The organism is Infirmifilum tikiterense (assembly GCF_054696565.1).
In genome coordinates this window covers 1,495,740-1,512,721 of the sequence record NZ_CP182482.1, presented here as the reverse complement: position 1 = coordinate 1,512,721, position 16,982 = coordinate 1,495,740, and the positions used below count along the sequence as shown (strand labels likewise).

General features: G+C 60.2%; 17 protein-coding genes. 9 read left to right on the top strand and 8 right to left on the bottom strand.

Annotation, left to right across the window (positions count from 1 at the left end):
* Nucleotides 1-141 precede the first annotated feature (141 nt).
* Nucleotides 142-3,564: a C25 family cysteine peptidase gene (locus ACNO7C_RS08310; protein ID WP_460024641.1), complete on the top strand. Its 3,423-nt coding sequence runs from the start codon at nucleotides 142-144 to the stop codon at nucleotides 3,562-3,564.
* 5 nt (nucleotides 3,565-3,569) lie between these two features.
* The gene (locus ACNO7C_RS08305) at nucleotides 3,570-4,862 is read left to right on the top strand and encodes a hypothetical protein (RefSeq protein ID WP_460024640.1); all 1,293 of its coding nucleotides are present in this window, start codon (nucleotides 3,570-3,572) and stop codon (nucleotides 4,860-4,862) included.
* A gap of 401 nt (nucleotides 4,863-5,263) precedes the next feature.
* On the opposite strand, the gene ACNO7C_RS08300 is transcribed toward ACNO7C_RS08305, so the two are convergent.
* The 4 genes from ACNO7C_RS08300 to ACNO7C_RS08285 form a co-directional block, all read right to left on the bottom strand.
* Entirely contained in the window at nucleotides 5,264-5,692 is a 429-nt protein-coding gene (locus tag ACNO7C_RS08300) for a hypothetical protein (RefSeq protein WP_460024639.1), read from the bottom strand.
* Nucleotides 5,671-6,069, bottom strand: a complete 399-nt coding sequence (locus tag ACNO7C_RS08295) for a hypothetical protein (RefSeq protein ID WP_460024638.1) — start codon at nucleotides 6,067-6,069, stop codon at nucleotides 5,671-5,673. Before ACNO7C_RS08295 ends, ACNO7C_RS08300 begins: the two co-directional genes overlap by 22 nt.
* A 312-nt stretch (nucleotides 6,070-6,381) precedes the next feature.
* Entirely contained in the window at nucleotides 6,382-6,621 is a 240-nt protein-coding gene (locus ACNO7C_RS08290) for a type II toxin-antitoxin system RelE family toxin (RefSeq protein ID WP_460024637.1), read from the bottom strand.
* 1 nt (nucleotide 6,622) lies between these two features.
* Nucleotides 6,623-6,811, bottom strand: coding sequence for a hypothetical protein (locus ACNO7C_RS08285; RefSeq protein ID WP_460024636.1), 189 nt, complete (start codon nucleotides 6,809-6,811; stop codon nucleotides 6,623-6,625).
* 604 nt (nucleotides 6,812-7,415) lie between these two features.
* Between ACNO7C_RS08285 and ACNO7C_RS08280 the strand changes: the two genes are divergently transcribed.
* Genes ACNO7C_RS08280 through ACNO7C_RS08270 form a run of 3 tightly spaced genes read left to right on the top strand, consistent with a single transcriptional unit; the run spans nucleotide 7,416 to nucleotide 9,456 of the window.
* Nucleotides 7,416-8,549: a tyrosine--tRNA ligase gene (locus ACNO7C_RS08280; RefSeq protein ID WP_460024635.1), complete on the top strand. Its 1,134-nt coding sequence runs from the start codon at nucleotides 7,416-7,418 to the stop codon at nucleotides 8,547-8,549.
* Between the two features lie 6 nt (nucleotides 8,550-8,555).
* On the top strand, nucleotides 8,556-9,020 hold the full coding sequence (locus ACNO7C_RS08275; protein WP_460024634.1) for an aminoacyl-tRNA deacylase: 465 nt from the start codon (nucleotides 8,556-8,558) through the stop codon (nucleotides 9,018-9,020).
* Between the two features lie 46 nt (nucleotides 9,021-9,066).
* Nucleotides 9,067-9,456 carry a CopG family ribbon-helix-helix protein gene (locus ACNO7C_RS08270; protein ID WP_460024633.1) on the top strand — a complete coding sequence of 130 codons (390 nt, stop codon included), beginning with the start codon at nucleotides 9,067-9,069 and terminating at the stop codon, nucleotides 9,454-9,456.
* Here ACNO7C_RS08270 and ACNO7C_RS08265 read toward each other — a convergent pair.
* On the bottom strand, nucleotides 9,453-10,730 hold the full coding sequence (locus tag ACNO7C_RS08265) for a radical SAM protein (protein ID WP_460024632.1): 1,278 nt from the start codon (nucleotides 10,728-10,730) through the stop codon (nucleotides 9,453-9,455). The genes ACNO7C_RS08270 and ACNO7C_RS08265 overlap by 4 nt on opposite strands.
* 160 nt (nucleotides 10,731-10,890) lie before the next feature.
* Here ACNO7C_RS08265 and ACNO7C_RS08260 point away from each other — a divergent pair, with 160 nt between their 5' ends.
* Complete coding sequence (locus ACNO7C_RS08260) at nucleotides 10,891-11,427, top strand: class I SAM-dependent methyltransferase (RefSeq protein ID WP_318537185.1); 537 nt, start codon at nucleotides 10,891-10,893, stop codon at nucleotides 11,425-11,427.
* On the opposite strand, the gene ACNO7C_RS08255 is transcribed toward ACNO7C_RS08260, so the two are convergent.
* Nucleotides 11,402-12,052 carry a DUF4349 domain-containing protein gene (locus ACNO7C_RS08255; RefSeq protein WP_460025923.1) on the bottom strand — a complete coding sequence of 217 codons (651 nt, stop codon included), beginning with the start codon at nucleotides 12,050-12,052 and terminating at the stop codon, nucleotides 11,402-11,404. The genes ACNO7C_RS08260 and ACNO7C_RS08255 overlap by 26 nt on opposite strands.
* Before the next feature lie 312 nt (nucleotides 12,053-12,364).
* Between ACNO7C_RS08255 and ACNO7C_RS08250 the strand changes: the two genes are divergently transcribed.
* Complete coding sequence (locus tag ACNO7C_RS08250) at nucleotides 12,365-13,072, top strand: HAD family hydrolase (protein WP_460024631.1); 708 nt, start codon at nucleotides 12,365-12,367, stop codon at nucleotides 13,070-13,072.
* A 249-nt stretch (nucleotides 13,073-13,321) separates the two neighbouring features.
* Here the strand turns inward: ACNO7C_RS08250 and ACNO7C_RS08245 are convergent, their stop codons facing one another.
* Nucleotides 13,322-13,600, bottom strand: a complete 279-nt coding sequence (locus ACNO7C_RS08245) for an AbrB/MazE/SpoVT family DNA-binding domain-containing protein (protein WP_318537189.1) — start codon at nucleotides 13,598-13,600, stop codon at nucleotides 13,322-13,324.
* Between the two features lie 79 nt (nucleotides 13,601-13,679).
* Complete coding sequence (locus ACNO7C_RS08240; RefSeq protein WP_460024630.1) at nucleotides 13,680-14,519, bottom strand: carbon-nitrogen hydrolase family protein; 840 nt, start codon at nucleotides 14,517-14,519, stop codon at nucleotides 13,680-13,682.
* 279 nt (nucleotides 14,520-14,798) lie between these two features.
* Between ACNO7C_RS08240 and ACNO7C_RS08235 the strand changes: the two genes are divergently transcribed.
* Entirely contained in the window at nucleotides 14,799-15,851 is a 1,053-nt protein-coding gene (locus ACNO7C_RS08235) for an AAA family ATPase (RefSeq protein ID WP_460024629.1), read from the top strand.
* Nucleotides 15,852-16,111: 260 nt separating this feature from the next.
* A complete protein-coding gene (locus tag ACNO7C_RS08230) occupies nucleotides 16,112-16,981 on the top strand; it encodes an ABC transporter ATP-binding protein (RefSeq protein ID WP_460024628.1) in 870 nt (289 codons plus the stop codon).
* Nucleotide 16,982: the final 1 nt, after the last annotated feature.

The window sequence follows — 16,982 nt, the reverse complement described above, 5'->3', positions numbered from 1 at the left end:
AGTTACACAAGAACTCTGATATCTTTAGTGCTTCTAGCAGTCCTTCTAACCGCCTTTGCGGCTCGCACCCCCCGCTTCTCCGCCGCCCCCAACGGCCCTAAAACCCTTACCTCCAGCCTCGCTTTCAAGGCGCCCTCCTTAGTGAAGGCACCCGTAGAGGGCTACGAGGTGGTCAGCGTAGTGGACACCCAGCCCTATCTGAGGCCGGGAGCACCAATAGTGCCTGTGAAGGTCATTAAGTTCGAGCTCCCCTACCACGCCGAAGTTCTCTCAGTGAAGGTGAGCTACCGGGAGGCCCAGCTCCCTGGAAAGCACAGGCTACTCCCCTCACCGCAACCCGTTAGGCTTGACAAGGCGAAGAACGCCACCGCGCGGGAGGTCTACGTAGAGGACCCGAAGATTTACAGCTCAAAGGCCCCGTACCCGGGCAAGGTCTACGAGTACGAGGTCCACCGCGGCTTGAACGCTCGCGGCGAGAGAGCGACAATCGTAGTTGTCAGGATATTCCCCGTCCAGTACGTGCCCGCGGAGGGGCGGATCAGCTACATCAGCTCCGCCGAGGTGACGGTCGAGTACACTTCCAGCGAGGAGCCCAAGCCCCTACTGGACTTGAACCTAGTCATCATATCTCCCCCCGAGCTCAGCCCCTACGCCAACCAGCTGGCCGAGATCAAGAACCAGACTGGCCTGAAGTCGATCGTCGTGACAACCGACTGGATATACAGCAACTACCAGGGCGTCGACAAGCCGGAGAAGATCAGGAACTACCTGAAGGACCTCGCCTCCCAGACGGGAAGCCTTTACGTGATCCTCTTCGGCGACACAAACCTCATCCCAACCCGCAGGGTGCACTGGAGCGGGATCGAGGACTACGCTTGGATCAACCCCTACGTTGAGACCGACCTCTACTACGCCGACCTTGACGGCTCCTGGAACGCGGACGGCGACAGCGACTGGGGTGAGCCCGGGGAGGACGGCGTTGATGGCTACCCGGACATCGTAGTCGGCAGGCTCCCTGTGAGGGACGAGGCCACCGCTATGGCCGTCGTGAGCAAGATCGCCGGGTACCAGCCCGAAAACAGCTGGTTCAGGAGGATCCTGTTGCTCGGCACCGTGACCTTCTGGGATCCGCTGCGGCCTGAGGGCGAGATAACCAAGGACTACATCGAGCAGTACGCCCTGCCTGAGGACTTCTCGTGGACCAAGCTCTACGAGGGGCTGGGCAACCTCACCCGCAGCAACGTGATCCGGGAGATCAGCAACGGCTACGGGTTCGTCAACTTCGCGGGGCACGGCAACACATGGCTCTGGTGGTTTGGGAGCTGGTCTGATGAAGGGTACTTTACATCAGGTGACGTCTTCTTCTTCCTCGGAAACGGGAACAAGACAGCTGTTGTCTTCGCGTCAGCCTGCTTGACGAACGACTTCGCGGACACCGACGTGGCGATCTCGGAGGCATTCATCCTCCACAGGGGAGGGGCGATAGCCTACGTTGGAGCAGCCGAGTTAGCCTATGCTTACATCGGGTACTGGACCACCTACGGGTTAAGCAATGCTTTAGACGTGATGTTCATTAGATCGTTCAAGGTCCTCGAGAACGCTACAGCGCTATTGCCGGGCCCCAGCCCCGGGCTCATGCACGCCCTCGCCCTAGAGGAGTACCTGAGCACCTTCGGGACGGGCTGGGACCTCGACTGGTACACCGTAGTGGAGTACGGCTCGCTCATCGGCGACCCCTCTGCAATCCTAAAGGGCGCAGGTAGCCCTCCGCCGCCCCCGCCCGAGCCGGTGCTCAGGGGCTGGGTGCTCGACCCTAACCAGCAGCCCGTCGCCGGCGCTGTGGTCAGGCTGTACGACTACTTCAGCGGCCAGTTGCTCTACGAGACGGTCGCTACGGACGGGTACTACGAGTTCCGGGGCATCAGCTCGGGCACCTACCGCCTGAACGCGAGCAAAGGCGATGCCTGGGGCACCAGGACCTTCTACTACCCGCGAGTCCCCATGACCGTCAACGTCACGGTCCAGGAGATAAAGCTCGTGCCCAACACCGTCCTCATCGTGGTGGACGACGACGCAAGGTTTAAGCCAGACGAGGGCTTCTGGCCCGAGGAGTTCGAGGCCGTAGCGTCCTCCCTCGGGTTCAGCGTCTTCGTGTGGAGGGAGAGTGAGCTCGGGGAGCCGCCCCTGGACATGCTCCTCAACGCGAACGTCCCTCTGGTGGTCTGGCACTCGGGAACAGGCTATTGGTGGGCGGTCAGCCCCACGGAGGCGGGCACGCTCATACAGTTCGTCGAGGCCGGAGGCAGGCTCCTCTTGGAGGGCGAGGACATCGGACTCGACCACGGGTGCGACGAGTTCATGGTGAGGGTCGCCCACGCCTGCTACCTCGTTGACAATGCTGGGGCAGGTCCCGTCGAGGCTACGCTGCTCCACCCGGTGACGAGCGGCATATCTGTCCTTGCTTTCTCCGCGCAACCCCCATGGCCTGATGGCGTCTACCCCGTCAACGGGGGGGTTGAGGTAATGCGCTACACCGGCACAGACTACTCTGCCGTAGTGGTCTACGACGGCCTGCCGCTGGGCTCCAACGCGAGGGTCGTCTACGTGGCCTTCCCCGTCCACTACCTCAACGCCTCAGACCGCGACGCGCTCCTGAGGAACGCCCTGAGGTGGCTCTCGACGTCCGTCTACCTCGTGCCGAGGACTGACAAGGCAGTGTACCAGGCTGGCTCCCAGGTGCTGCTCTCGGCAACGGTGTACAACGCCTCCACCCCGCTCCCGGGCTTAAACGTAACCGCGGAGGTCTACCGCCCCGACGGGAGCCTGCTAGCAAGGGTGGCAATGCAGGACGAGGGCAACGGGACGTACTCCGGGATTGTGCAGATACCTTCAGCCGCGCCCATTGGAGACTACCTGGTTAGGGTGTACGCCATGCGCGCAGGCGAGGTTGCGGCCTACGGTCAAGCGGCGTTTAAGGTGGTGCTAAATTACTGGGGCCTCGGCCCTAAGTTCGACGTTGTCTCCGTCCTCTACTCGGCTGGGAGCTCAGTTCTGGTCGTGAACGCCTCGAGTGAAGCTGGGCTGCCGGTGCTCGCGGTCTACTATGTGCTCTGCTCGCAGGGCTCCTGCACCGGCTTCGCAGCGCAGCCAGCCGACGGCAGCTTCGGCGGTGCGTGGGAGGTGGTGCTCCTCAACATCAGCTCCAGCCAGCTGGCCGTGGGCGAGTACAGCGTCTACGTCTACACCGACTTCCTCGGCACGGGTCTCGGCAACGAGAGCGAGTGGTTGCTCCTCGCAAGGGCGCACGTCCGGGAGCTCGCCGCCCGTTACAACCTGATAGCGCTGAGCGGGGAACAGTTGTTGCCGATGCGCGCCTCAGACCTCGCCGCGGCCGTCGGTGGGAGCCTGCAGGCGGTCTGGAAGTGGGACGTTTCTGCGCAGAGGTTCTCCGGCTTCATCCCCGGGGTCAGCACCCCGGACAAGGACTTCCAGCTTGAGAGGGGTTATGGCTACTTCGTGTACCTCACTTTGCCTGCTCGGTGGGTTGAAGTAAACAAGGGGTGACCGTCGTGTCGGCGAGGAAGGCTCTTACCCTGCTCGTCGTCGCGGCGCTGGTGCTCTCGCTACTGCTTAAGCACGTGAGCGCGCAGGTTCCGGTGACCGTCTGGGGTTACATCAAGATGCCTGATGGATCTCCGGCCGCCGGAGCCTCTGTGACTGTTAAGGCTGGCTCAGTTACCGCTTCCACGACGGCAGGCTCGGATGGAAAGTATCAGGTTGACCTGACGGTCCCCTCAGTCCCCGTCACGGTTACTGTCACTGCGGTGAAGGGCGAGTACAGCGGCTCGGCCTCAAAGACCGGTGAGGGCGTGATAAGGATCGACGTAGTGCTCCAGAAGGCCGCCCCGCCTCCACCTCCGCCTCCATCGAAAAAATTGACCAGACTATCTATCACCGCCTACCCGGTGTCCTGCGTTCGCGGCGAAGCCGTCACGATCATCGGCAACATCACACCAGCTATGAAGGTCAGCGTCACTCTGAGCATTAAGGCTCCCAATGGCTCTAGAATTAACGTCGAGCTACAGACCGACGACAAGGGTTCGTTCAGCTACACCTTTACCCCTGATTCGGTGGGGGTTTGGGAAGCCTTCGCTAGCTTCCCGGGAAACAGCGAGTATCAGGGCTCAACTAGCCCGACTGTTCAGATCGCGGTTAAGAACCCGACGCGCCTCACCCTCAGCGCTCTTGCGACTCAGCCGAAGAGCGTTACCCTTGTCGGGGAACTAACACCCAGCGTGGAGGGCGCCGCGGTCTTGATCTACGTGAGCATCGATAACGGAAAGACGTGGCTCAACTATACGAGAGCTTTGACGGGTAGCGATGGGAGGTTCAGGATCATCTTAAACATCACCGTTAGCGGTAGCCTTCTCTTCAAGGCCGTGTTCCCGGGATCCGAGCTTCTCGCACCAGCTGAGGCAACGGCGCTTCCTGCCATGGTGCTTTCCGAAGCTGAGGTGAGGCTGGGAGAGCAGCTGGCCAACCTGCAGAAGCAGAACCAGGAGCTCAACCGCACCCTGGCCGCACTCACCGCCGAGAAGGCGAGCCTGGAGGAAAAGGTTCAAAGCATTACAAGGGAGAAGGCAGACCTGGAGAACCAGCTGCAGAGCGCGAAAAGAGACCTCGAACAGCTCAGGGGCGAGGCTGAAGGGCTCAGAAGGGAGGTTGATGCTCTGAGGACAATGACCTACGTGGGCATCCCCCTTGCCGGCGTAGCAGGTGCGGCCCTCGGCTTGATCATCGGTACGAGGCGCCGCTCTCAGGTGCAACGCCCCGTTGAACCGAAGCCAGCGCGGGGTCAATAGGTAAACCTAAAAACCTTCTTCTTTACTACTTATTTTCGAAATCATTACTTTTGAGTGACTCTCTTCTCGCTAGGTGGTGGGGTGCGAGCTTCTCGGCGCTCAAATGAAATTCACCGGGGTATAGTTTAAGGAAGCTGAAAGTAGGAATAGGGGAAAATCTGCTTCATTCGAAGAGAAGTTGCCCTAGGATTTTCAAATTGTTCTTACGAAAGTGGGATGGTCGTTTTACTCATGATAGCTGGTTTGGCGCTATCAGGGGGAGATGTACACCAAGTGACAAGTCTAGGCGAAGCGTTGCTCGGGGGCAGCGGTTTACGAGTTTTACCGTTCACCGCTGTAAGGGCGTTAGGGTTGACTCAATATGATTAAAACCCGCTTGGCTCAGCAACTCTAGGTGTCGCTCAACGCTTTTGAGCCGCCGGGGGAGCCTCGAGCCTCACGACCCCTCTGGGCGCGTCAAGCAGCGCGGTGAACCTGTCTAGGAGCCCTCTGCCCAGCAGGCTCCTCCTCGCGAAGACTGTGGTGTACACTTCGCAGGCCTCCCTGAACCCTCCCAGCTCGACAATGCAGCGGGAAACCCTGAGCTCCACGCGGTAGCCCCCCGCGACGAGCCCCTCGATTTTCTCGGCGTCCTCGTAGAGGTGCAGGCCCAGCCTCAGGTACTCCTCGATCGACAACAGGAGGGTCCCCGAGAACCCTGTGTCCACCCTCGCCTCTACAGTGGTTCCCCTCCTCCCAGATGGCGTGTAGACGTTCAGCCTTACGACTGGAACGGGCGGCCTCTCGCTGCTGCTGTAGTAGCCCTCAGCTACAGCTCGACCAGGCTCCAACCCAGTTCCACCTCCCTCTTCCCCACTTTGCGGATCAGTCGCTCGATGACCCCGTGCCTGGCTCCTGATGCCTCCACCGCCTTGGCCGCCTCCTCAAGGTTGTCGAACACTCCGAGTAGCCTCCCGCCGGCGAAGGCCGCGTAGCGCCCCTCGTGCTCCGCGAGTAACCTTTCGCGCGCTTCCTCGAAGGCCCTCCTGTTCAGCTCGGCCTCCCTCTCGATGTCCTCCAGCTCCCGGAGGACTTCGGGCTTTATGCTCAGCCAAAGCCTGAGGGCTTCCTCGAAGGCGTCCCTCACCCTTATCCCCCTCAGTGTCGCGACAGCCTTGACTCTCCTGTATAGCTCCTCGTCTAAGCCCCTAACGGCTACTACACCCACAATAGCTGTGTAACTGCTCAAGTTTATAAAGTTTACATGTTTACATCTTCCTTTCACGGCAGGGCAGGGTCTCGAGTATTTGCATAGGTTGAGTCCAGCCGCGTGCCTCAAATTGACCGGTGACTTTTCTTTGAAAAACTATAGCGTGCCTTTAATGTTCGGGCGCGTGAGCCTTCAGCACGTAACGCCCCCATTACTATTTCAGTATGCGTATCGCACTGTCCAATAGGTGAGGTCTCAGTATTGGCGCGGACCTATCCCCTATTCGTACTGCTCAACCTCTCCGAGCTTAACCTTGTGTCGGAGGCTTTTTTATGCTCTCGATATATGGCTAATATACAGGATCACAACATTGTTTTCTTCAAAGAGAACTGTGAAGAAGATCCCGTAGTCTCCGACTCTTCTTCTGAACACTCCTTTTAAGCCTTTAACAGGTCTGATGTCTCCTGTGAAGGGGTTTGTTTCCATCTCTTTTAGAGCTTCTGTTATTCTTTTCTTAGTTTCTGGACTTAGACCACTTAGCTCCTTGAAGACTTTTCTATGGACAATCACTTTAAATAATCTCATCGAGATCCATGAAGGCCCCTTTTTGTCCTTTGAGAAAGTCATCCAACCTAGACTTTATCTCCTCGACTTCCTCCTCAGATAGCTCCTCACCCTCTATCATCATAACGCTAACTGCTTTCGCAAGTATCGCTAATTTTCTCTCAAGCTCTGTTACTCGGGCTTCGATGCTGGACATTAATGTGTCCGAGAGATATTGCTTCCAGTAAAATTTAAACCTTTCCCTAAGACCAATGCAGAGTAAGACTGTTCAGGCTTGCATGGGCCTTCCACACCCGCTGTGTGGAAAAGCTTGCTCTGAGTAGCAGAGCACCTCCAAGCTTGGAACGATGAGAAAATGCAGGGGGCCGGAGGTATTTCCTCCCCGAACACTGCTACCTCGCTTCTTGCAAGAAAACGGCCGATGAGCATTCGAGAAGCCGATTAAACAACGCGCTGTACTGAGTTCTCGCGGTGTTTCGAGCTTGACTCAGATGTTTTCGGCGTAGGTTTATGTCTACGTGTAGCGACAGTCTTAGGTTTCACCCAAACGGCGCATCCGGGTAAAGCTAGGCACATGTGCTTGGGGCTCAGGGGAGCATCATCGCCGGAATCCTCCTTTTCCCGTTTTAAAAATGAGAGGGCCAGTAGAACAGCACGCGTCCCGAACTTCACCGGTGCGCTCCGCACCACAACCCCTTCCCACTCAACGTGCAGTTTCACGAGGGTGAGAGGCCGAAATCCGAGAGGCATAGGGCATAAATCAAATAAGTATGGCTCCTAATCTACGGCAGGGGTCCTGCTTGGACGCTGACCTCTTGGTTGAGATGGCCTTGAGGGAGCCGACGGAGGAGCTCCTCACGCCCGAGAGGCTCCGCGAGCTGGCTGAGCGGGGTGAGAGGCTTGTCCACTACATCGGCTTCGAGGTCTCGGGCTTCGTCCACCTGGGGACGGGCCTGATCTCGATGCAGAAGGTCGCCGACCTTCAGCGGGCTGGCGTGGAGACGCAGGTCTTCCTGGCGGACTACCACAGCTGGATCAACAAGAAGCTGGGAGGCGACCTGTCGACGATCAGGCGCGTCGCCGGCGGCTACTTCAAGGAGGCCCTCAGGGTTTCCCTGAGGATCGCCGGGGGCGACCCGGATAGGACGCGCTTCCTGATGGGCAGCGAGGTTTACGAGAAGCTCGGCCTCGACTACTTTACGAGCGTCGTGAAGGTGTCCATGGAGACGACGCTGTCAAGGGTCAGGAGGTCGATAACCATCCTGGGGCGGAAGGAGGCTGAGGCCCTCAGCTTCGCCCAGCTGCTCTATGTGCCGATGCAGGTCGCCGACATCTTCTCCCTTGGGGTGAACGTGGCGCACGGGGGGATGGATCAGAGGAAGGCCCACGTGATAGCGATAGACATCGGTGAGAAGGCTTTCGGGTACAAGCCCGTGGCGCTCCACCACCACCTCCTCCCGGGGCTCAGCCTGGATCAGGAGGCCTGGAAGAGGCTCGTGGAGGCGAAGAGCTCGGGCAACAAGGAGGAGTTCACCGGCATCCTAGCTGATGTGAAGATGTCCAAGTCCAAGCCGGAGACGGCGATCTTCATACACGAATCAGAGGAGGAGGTTAGGAGGAAGATCATGCAAGCCTTCTGCCCCGCGGGCGAGGTCGAGCTCAACCCCATCCTGGAGATCGCGCGCTACATAATCTTCAGGGACAGGAGCGAGCCCTTCGAGGTCATCAACAAGAAGACAGGCGAGAGGCTCGTGTTCAGCAGTTACCGTGAACTCGAGGAGAAGTTCAGGGAGCGGAAGGTCCACCCGCTCGATTTCAAGGCGGCCGTCGCGGAGGAGCTCGCCAGGATCCTGGAGCCCGCCCGGAAGCACTTCACAGAGGGGCCGGGCAGGAGCTTCCTCGAGGACCTCCGGGAGATAAGGATCACCAGGTGAACCCCCTTGCTCGGCCCCAGCCACCTGGAGGAGTTCCTCAGGTCCCGGGGGATCCCCTACAGGCTCGTTGAGGTAGGCGCGGCGGCGACCTCGGACGACGCGTCGATGAGTCTCGGCGTCGAGAAGTCCCAGATAGCCAAAACGGTCGTCTTCGTCTCGGACGGCGGCGAAACCGTCTTGGTTGTCGTGCGGGCAGACCGCAGGGTGGATCAGGCTAGGCTCGCTAAGCTACTAGGCTACAGGAGGCTGAGGCTCGCAAGGCCCGAGGAGGTTGCGGAGAGCACCGGCTACCCTCCGGGAGGCGTCCCTCCCCTCGGGCACCTCAGGGAGCTTCCAGTGATCCTGGACTCGGAGATCGCTGGAGGCGAGTACTGGTGCGGGGGCGGGGACGAGAGGCACCTCCTGCTCCTGGACTTCAGGATGATAACAGGGCCAGGCTTTAAAGTGATGGATGTCCCCAAGAAGCGGTGAGCATTATAACCAATATTGTAGTATAGTGTTGTGGAGGCGTGTCCGTATGAGAAGGGTGTCTGTCACTCTCCCCGATGAGATCTACAAGGCCCTCGAGGAGCTCGAGGCTAAGACGCGGATCGCGAACAGGTCCAGGCTCGTGGGAGACGCGGTCATGCTTCTCTACAACCAGACCCTTGAGGACGACGCGGTTTACGCTGGAGGCCTTGTGGTCGTCTACGACCACTCGAGGGGCGAGACGGTCTACGGGGTAGTGGACGCTCAGCACGACTACACGGACCTAGTTAGGGGGAGCATCCACGTCCACTTAACGGAGGAGAAGTGCGTCGAGGTCATCGCGGTCCAGGGTAAGGGGGCTGAGATCAAGGAGCTGGCTTCCAGGCTGAGAAGGGTGAGCGGCGTCATCACAGTCCAGCACAGCCTGGTGAGGCTCTAGATTATGCAGTGGGCTAGGCCGGCGCTGTAAACGCACTCGCTGCACCCCACCTCGTTGCCGTAGCAGTCGTACTCGTTGCTGTCGATGAACCAGCACTTCCTCGTCGCGAACGGGCAGTCCGCGCACCAGGGCACCCCCGCGGGGAGGTTCTTCCTCACCTTGCGGAAGTGCACGTACCTGGGGCTGTTCCACACCTCCTCGATGCTCTGGGACGCGACGCTACCGAAGCGCACAGTTCTCACGTTCTTCTCGTGAAGGTTTGTGTAGAGGGGGTGCTCGTAGGCGAGGTCCATGCAAGGCGCGACGCTGCCGTCCCAGAGTATCATCATCGCGTTCTCGTCGATGTAGGGGCAGCTCCGCCTGAGCGAGTCCGCGTAGACGCTGGGCAGCTTTGCCTCCAGGCCATAGGTCCTAGCGACCTCTCTGGCCTCCTCTATGTACTCCTCGACCTCCCGGAGCAGCCGCTCGCGCTGTAGCGCGTCCCGCGCGATGTCCGCGTTCACGCTGTAGCCCTTGGCCGCGATCTTCTCGACGAGCTGGAGGTACAGCCTCTGCTTCCCGGAGCTTGAGTACGTGTAGTGGGCCAGCAGGCTGTCGTATATCGCCTCCCTCGCGAGGCTGTCCAGCCTCCCGCCCGTCTCCTTGAAGAACTCTACCGCCTCCCTGCTCGCGGTGCTGTAGACAGCCTCACCGGCGAGGGCCGGGTGGTACGGCACCATGTGGGATACGACGATGAAGTCCAGGTTTAGCTCCCCAGCGCGCCTCACGATCTCTGGGAGCATCCTGTAGTTGCGCCTCATCAGCACCACGGCCACTCCGGCCCTGGCCGAGTACTCCTCCTTGGCCTTCGCCGCCTCCCTGAGGTTGCCCAGGACGTCGTAGCGCTGGGCGCCGACTCGTATCTCGCTCAGCGGCTTAAGGTCGGGAGCGTCCACGCTGAACGCGACCTGGTCGGCCCCGGCCTCGAAGACCCGCCTGGCTGTGGAGCGGTCCATCAGCGTGCCGTTCGTGACGAAGTGGATGAACACGCCGTCCCCCATTTTCTCCCTGGCGTAGGCCAGGAGGTCGATGAACCTGGGGTGGTTTAGGGGCTCGCCGAAGCCGTAGAGGGCCAGCCTCCTGACCCGCCCGGCGGCCTCGTCCACAACCTTGCGGAATAGCTCGAAGCTCATGTGCCCGAACGACGCCTGGCGCCAGGTCCTCCTGACGCACATGACGCAGGAAAGGTTACAGGTGTTCGTGGGCTCGACCTGCAGGACTTCCGGAAAGCTCATTGCTACCACTCCCCCGAAGCCGAATATATGCGTATCCCCTCCGTATGCGGGGAATCCGCGGCTCGGGCTCCTAGGTCACCTCATACCCGTCTCTGCTCGTCTGCGTCTGGTGCGGCCTAGCCCCCTCTAAGCTTTTAAACCGCGGGGCGTTTCGTGGACAATGCCTGTAAGGCTGCTCCGGGACGAGCTGCGTGAGCTGTACTCCACGTACATCGAGGAGCTTAAACCAGCCGTCGTAGTCGACGTGGGCACAGGCCTGGGGGAGAGCCTGCGAGCGCTGGTCGAAGCCTCGGGGAGTAAAGCCAGCGTCTTGACGATCGACGTGGACTGCTCCACGCTCCAGAGGGCGAGGGCCGTCACCCATCACGCGTACGAGCGGGGAGCGGTAGACCTGATGTGCGCCGACGCCCACAAGCTCCCCCTTCGCGGCGAATCCGTTAAGCTCCTGGCGACGGTCGCCATGCTGCACCACCTCGCCGACGCGGAGGCGTTCGTGGAGGGCTGTGCTCGCGTCCTAGCCCGAGGCGGAGTAGCCGTGATCGTGGACTGGACACCCGGCTCAAGGCTCTCCCCGCACCCGCCTTCGGAGCACAGGGAGGCTCTCGCCAAGCTCAAGCGGCTTCTGCCGGAGTACCTCAAGCTCGAGGACCTCAGGGTCTACAAGGACTACTTCATAGCCGTCGGCGCGAAGCCCTAGCCTTCACCAGGGCTCGGTAAGCGAGGTACACGGCCGCGGCGAGCACCGCTAGGGGAAGTAGCCCTATCAGCCCGGCGATGATAAGGGATACCACTAGCACAGCGAAAGCCACACCGCTCCGCACAGCCCCCACTACGTCCAGCGCGGGCCACTCCACAGGCTTCGAGGAGGGCTTAAACGTGACCGTTACGGTCGCGTAAACCACGCTGCGCTCCAGGTTCCGCAACTGCGCGTCATAGAACTCGATCTGGTACCGCACGTACGAGAGCCTGTCCTCAACCTGGAGTACATCGGATACGCTTGACGCCTTGTCGAGAAGCTGGAGCAGCCCCTCCCCCTCGGCCCTAAGGTTCCTCAGCCTGGCGGAGAGGTCTACCCACTGGTCCGTCACGTCCAAGGCCCTCTCCACCACCCTGTCGACCCTACCTAGCCCTGAGAGCGCGTCGAGCGCCCTCCCGTAGTTCGAGGCCGGCACCTTAAGGGTCACAGTGGCGCTTCCACCGCCGCTAGCCTCGAGCTGCACCGAGGCGACGTACCCTCCTATCTCCCCGGCCAGCGATTTGGCCCTGGTGACAGCCAGCGACACGTTCTCCACCGAGACCTCGACCTCCGCCGAGTAGGTTATGTTCCTCTGCGAAACCGACGGGGTTGAAGCCGCGGCGCTGGGAGCCGCAGGTTTAACGGTTGTTTGCTGCGCCGCCTCTTTAAGAGGTAGCGTTGAGGCCTGCTGGGAAACGTAGTCGCCGGGTTAGGGGCTAGGAGGAGGTATAGCGTTGCCGCAAGGAGAAAAGCGGCCAACAAGGCTGAAGCGACCAGTACTCGGCGTCTCACGCGGTTTAGAGCCGGATCGCCGTTAATAACGATTCGGTAGCTCGGCTACGTACCTATGCTACGTTAGTAATTCAAAGTTAAATCCAGGAAACACCATTCTAGATGCGTGAAGGCCGTAAGCTTCGACGTCTGGTCCACCCTGATGAGCATCGACGTGTTCTACAGGGCCGTCGCAGAGGCCCTCGCCGAGGCGACAGGCCGCGACCCAGGCGAGGTCTTCAACCGCGTAAAGAGGGCCTACTCCGCCGTGAAGTCCGCCAGGCGGGCCGGCCTGGTCAACGAGTCTAGGGTGGTCCAGAGCTCCACCGAAATCTTCCTCGAGGCTCTGGGCATCGCCTCGAAGTACGAGCTCTACTGGGCCGTCGCCCGGGCCGTCAACGCGGTCGACGCCCGCGCGCTACCCCTCGACGGCGCCGCCGAGGCCCTCCAGGAGCTGTCGTCGCAAGGCTACGCGCTAGCCGTCACGAGCAACGTGATCTTCTGGCCAGGCTACCTCACCAGGGTCCTACTGGACAAGGCGGGGCTAGGCAGGTTCTTCAGAGTCCAGGTCTACGCCGACGAGGTGGGGGCGCTGAAGCCCAGCGTGAAGCCCTTCCAGGAGGTGCTCCAGGCCCTGGGGGCAAGCCCTTCAGAGGCCGTCCACGTGGGCGACAGCCCCCAGGAGGACTTAGCGGGAGCACTCAACGCCGGGATGGGCGCAGTGCTGCTCGACTGGGGGCGCGAGAAAGCGCTGTTGGACGCGAGGCTCAGGGTCGCGGTTGTGGGCTCTCTCGGTGAAGTCCCCAGTGCTGTGGCCGCGTTGCTTCAAGCGTGATCAAGCCCCCGAATCCCAGCTCTCCGCAACGAACCTGTAGGGGTACGGAGTCCCGCCCCTGCCTCGAGGGCGTGGCCTCGTGTCATGAAGGTGCGTGGGTGTGGAGTCCTTGCCGCTCACCCTAGAATCTCTCCTATGGCTTCGCTGGTTTTCAACACTCTGATGGGCTTGGCCCGACCTATTGCCTCGAAGTGCCTGTCGTTGGATATTAGGGTCGCCCCTATTTTTATGCATGCTGCTGTGAACACGTTAGTGTCCGCTAAGAATCTCTTTGATTTTCTCCGTTGCAAGCCTGTCTGCCTCCTTCTCCACTTCAAGGTCGATCTTCTCCAAGGGGACCCCCTTTTCGCTAACCTCCCTAGCGATTGTTGCCAGGAGTTTCCTGACGTCGAGCTTCCTGAGAACGATGGTGTCGTCGCTGACCGCGACTAGCAACAGCTGCTCGCCCCTGCGGAGGCCAAGCCGCTTGCGAAGCTCCTTTGGGATTACAACCCTACCCTTGTCGTCAACAGCTACAACTCTGATCATTACACCACAGCTCTCACATAGACAGCTATATTACTTTAGCCCTAAGTTGGGAGCAATAGCTCTTAGAAAAGCTCGAATTTCACCCAGCGCCGGGTCCGTTGACTAAGGGATGCGAGGAGCGTTTAGCTCCGCTGTCCCCGTACCACCTGACGTAGAGGTCGCGCCTCAGCAGCTGGAGGACGGGGATAAGCCTCCTGGCCTCCTCGACCTCACCCCTGTTGATCTCCACGACTATGACCCCCTCGCGCTCCCCGAGGTCCACGAGCCTATGCCCGAGCGGGGTGACGATAGTGCTGTGGCCCGCGAAAAGGCTCCCAGTCTGGTCGACCGCGATGAGGTAGGCGGTGTTCTCGTGGGCCCTCGCGGCCGTGAGCGCGAGCCACTGCTCCACCTTGTACGGCCCCCGGTACCAGGCCGAGGGCACTATGAATAGCTCGGCGCCGCGGAGCGCCATGGCCCTGAAGAGCTCTGGGAAGCGCAGGTCAAAGCACACAGCTAAGCCCACCGTGAAGTCGCCCAGCCTCGCCACGGCTAGGGAGTCGCCTGGAGCGAAGACGCTGGACTCCCTGTACCCGAACGCGTCGAAGAGGTGCACCTTCCTGTAAACAGCCACCACCCTGCCCCTGTCCGCCAGGACGGCGGCGTTGTAGACCCCGTCGCCCTCTCTCAGGAACGCGGAGAACGCTACAGCGGTGCCCAGCTCCCAGCTCTTTTCCACCACGCTGGCGGCGAAGGGTCCCCCGAGCGGCTCGGCCAGAGCGTGGACGTGCTCGCACGAAACGCCGCCCTCACCAACCCCCATGAGGTACTCCGGGAAGACGTGGAGGTCCGCGTCAGCCCTGCTCAACTCCTCCAGGACCCTGCGGAGGTTCTCCTCCTTGTTGGGCCCAGCAACCATCTGGTGGAGCGCGACCTTCACGGAAAGAGTAAGACGCGGCCGCCGCTAATAAACTGTGTGCAAACCCTGACTACGCGAAAGGCTATATTGAGCACCCTGCATCAATGCAACTAGCAGGTCACGCTTCACCGCTACTGTGAGCTCGTCCTCGCTGAGCACCTGCCTCTAATTACTCGCGAGCATCCACGTCATTAAGCAGTATATTGGCTTAGGTGATCGACCGTCTTGTTGAGTTTCGTCTACTGGTATGGAAAAGAAATAAATAGTTCAGGGGGTGAACTATTTTTCAGGGGGTGAACTATGCTGTTTGATCCCAGGCCCAAGTCCACTAGGAGCGAGCTCTTCGATAGAGACGCGGAGCTCAGTGAGCTACACAGGTTAATCGATGAGGAGAGGCCCCTAGTAGCTTTAACTGGCGTTAGGAGGATTGGGAAGACGAGTGTGCTCCGGGTTTTACTCAGCGAGGTAAATATACCCTTCATACTCATGGATGCACGAGGGTTGCCAGCGAACTACGGCTTAAGGGATCTCTACGCACTCCTCTCGAGCGGCATGTCAAACAAGGGCTTTATCGAGTCCATGAGGAGTATCCTGGAGTCCATTAGGGGCTTAAGGATAATGGGCTTCGAGGTTGAGCTGGCTTGGAAGGGCAGGAGCGCGCTGCCCCTGCCCGTTCTCCTAGACTACCTGAATAAGAGGAGGGTTATAATAGCTGTCGACGAGGCACAGTGCTTGAGGGGGCCGCGTGGCGGGGTGTTCCTCGAGGCGCTCGCCCACGCATACGACTACGATGACAACATCACCTTTATACTAACGGGCTCCGAGGTGGGCCTCCTCTTCGAGTACCTGGGGGTAGATGATCCGTCGTCACCCCTATATGGCAGGAGAGTGGACACTATTACCCTGGGTAGGTTTTCTAGGGATGATTCCGCGGAGTTCCTTAGGCAGGGCTTCAGGGAGGCCGGGGTAGAGGTGCCTTCCCACTACATTGAGGCAATAGTCGGCTTCTTCGACGGGATACCGGGCTGGCTGGCCTTGGCCGGGAGCACAGTCGTCTCGGCGCGCGGGAGGATTGGGCTTGAGGAGTTGAGGAGGCAGGCGGTTGAGGTCGCAAAGAGGGAGCTGATGGAGATAGTTGAGGCTAGGGGGAGGAGGTATGCCCTTGTGTTAAAGCTGATTGCTCAGGGTGTGAAGAGGTGGAGTGAGCTCAAGTCGAGGCTGGAGGAGGCAGAGGGCAGGATAGTGCCTAGCAGCGTGCTCCACAATATCCTCGAATCGCTCAGGAAGCTGAGCATAGTGGAGGACTACGAGTTCCTAGACCCAGTTTACAAGGAGGCTGCCAGGACGCTCTAGCACCTGCTCATCGCGCTCGTATACTCCCAAGCGTCCTGCTCGGTCTCCGGGTTTACGCGTCCAGCTGTTCCCATCTATCGGTGTCCGTGTTGAACCTGCATCTTAGTCAAAATAAAAGCCGTGGATATTCCTAACAACACATGTGTTTGACCCGTCCTCTTGCTCTGGTCGTTCGGTCTCCCATTTCCGCGGCGCGCTGAAGCACTCATATAAAAGAAAAAACTTATATATAAGGCTCAGTGCATTTATTGTGACTCGAAATGACTGTGGAGGCTGAAGGCTTAGGCAAGAGGTTCGGCGAAGTGTGGGGCGTCAGGGAGGCCACTCTCTCCGTGGAGAGGGGAACGGTGGCCGTCCTCGCCGGGCCGAACGGCGCCGGCAAGACGACGACCACGAGGATACTGACCACGTACTACAGGCCAGATAAGGGCTGGGCGAGGGTCTGCGGCTTCGACGTCGTCAAGGAGTACAGGGAGGTGAGGAGGAGGATCGCGTACCTGCCTCAAGGCTACAACGTGGCCAACGACCTCACGCCCGAGGAGCTGGTCACCGCAGCCCTCATGATGAGGGGCTACAGCTACTTCAGCGCGAGGAGGGAGGCCAGGAGGTGGCTCGAGGAGCTGGGCCTCTGGGAGATAAGGAACAGGAGGCTCTGGCAGCTGAGCGGCGGCGAGAAGAGGAGGGCCGTCGTCGCCTCGGTCCTCGCCGAACCCGCGGAGGTTTACTTCCTCGACGAGCCCACCACGGGGATCGACGTCGAGGGCCGCTACGAGGTCCTTAAGGCAGTCAGGAAGGCGGCCAGCGGTGGGGCAACTGTCTTCATGACCACCCACAACCTCAGCGAGGCCCAGCTCGCGGCTGATAGGGTGATCTTCATCAACTCGGGGAGGACGGTGCTCACCGGGAGCCCCGCAGAGCTGCTCGAGAAGTTCCCCTGGAAGTACAAGGCCGTGATCGACAGCCCCTCCCAGGAGCTGCGCGGATTCCCCCACCTCAGCCTAGGCGACAAGGTCGTGGTGTACTCCAGTAGCCGCGCCGAGCTCTACAGCATCTTGGAGGAGCTGAAGGTTCCGGTGCACGCTGTGAGGGAGGTGGACCTTGAGGACGTCTACCTGCACGCGGTGAGGTAAA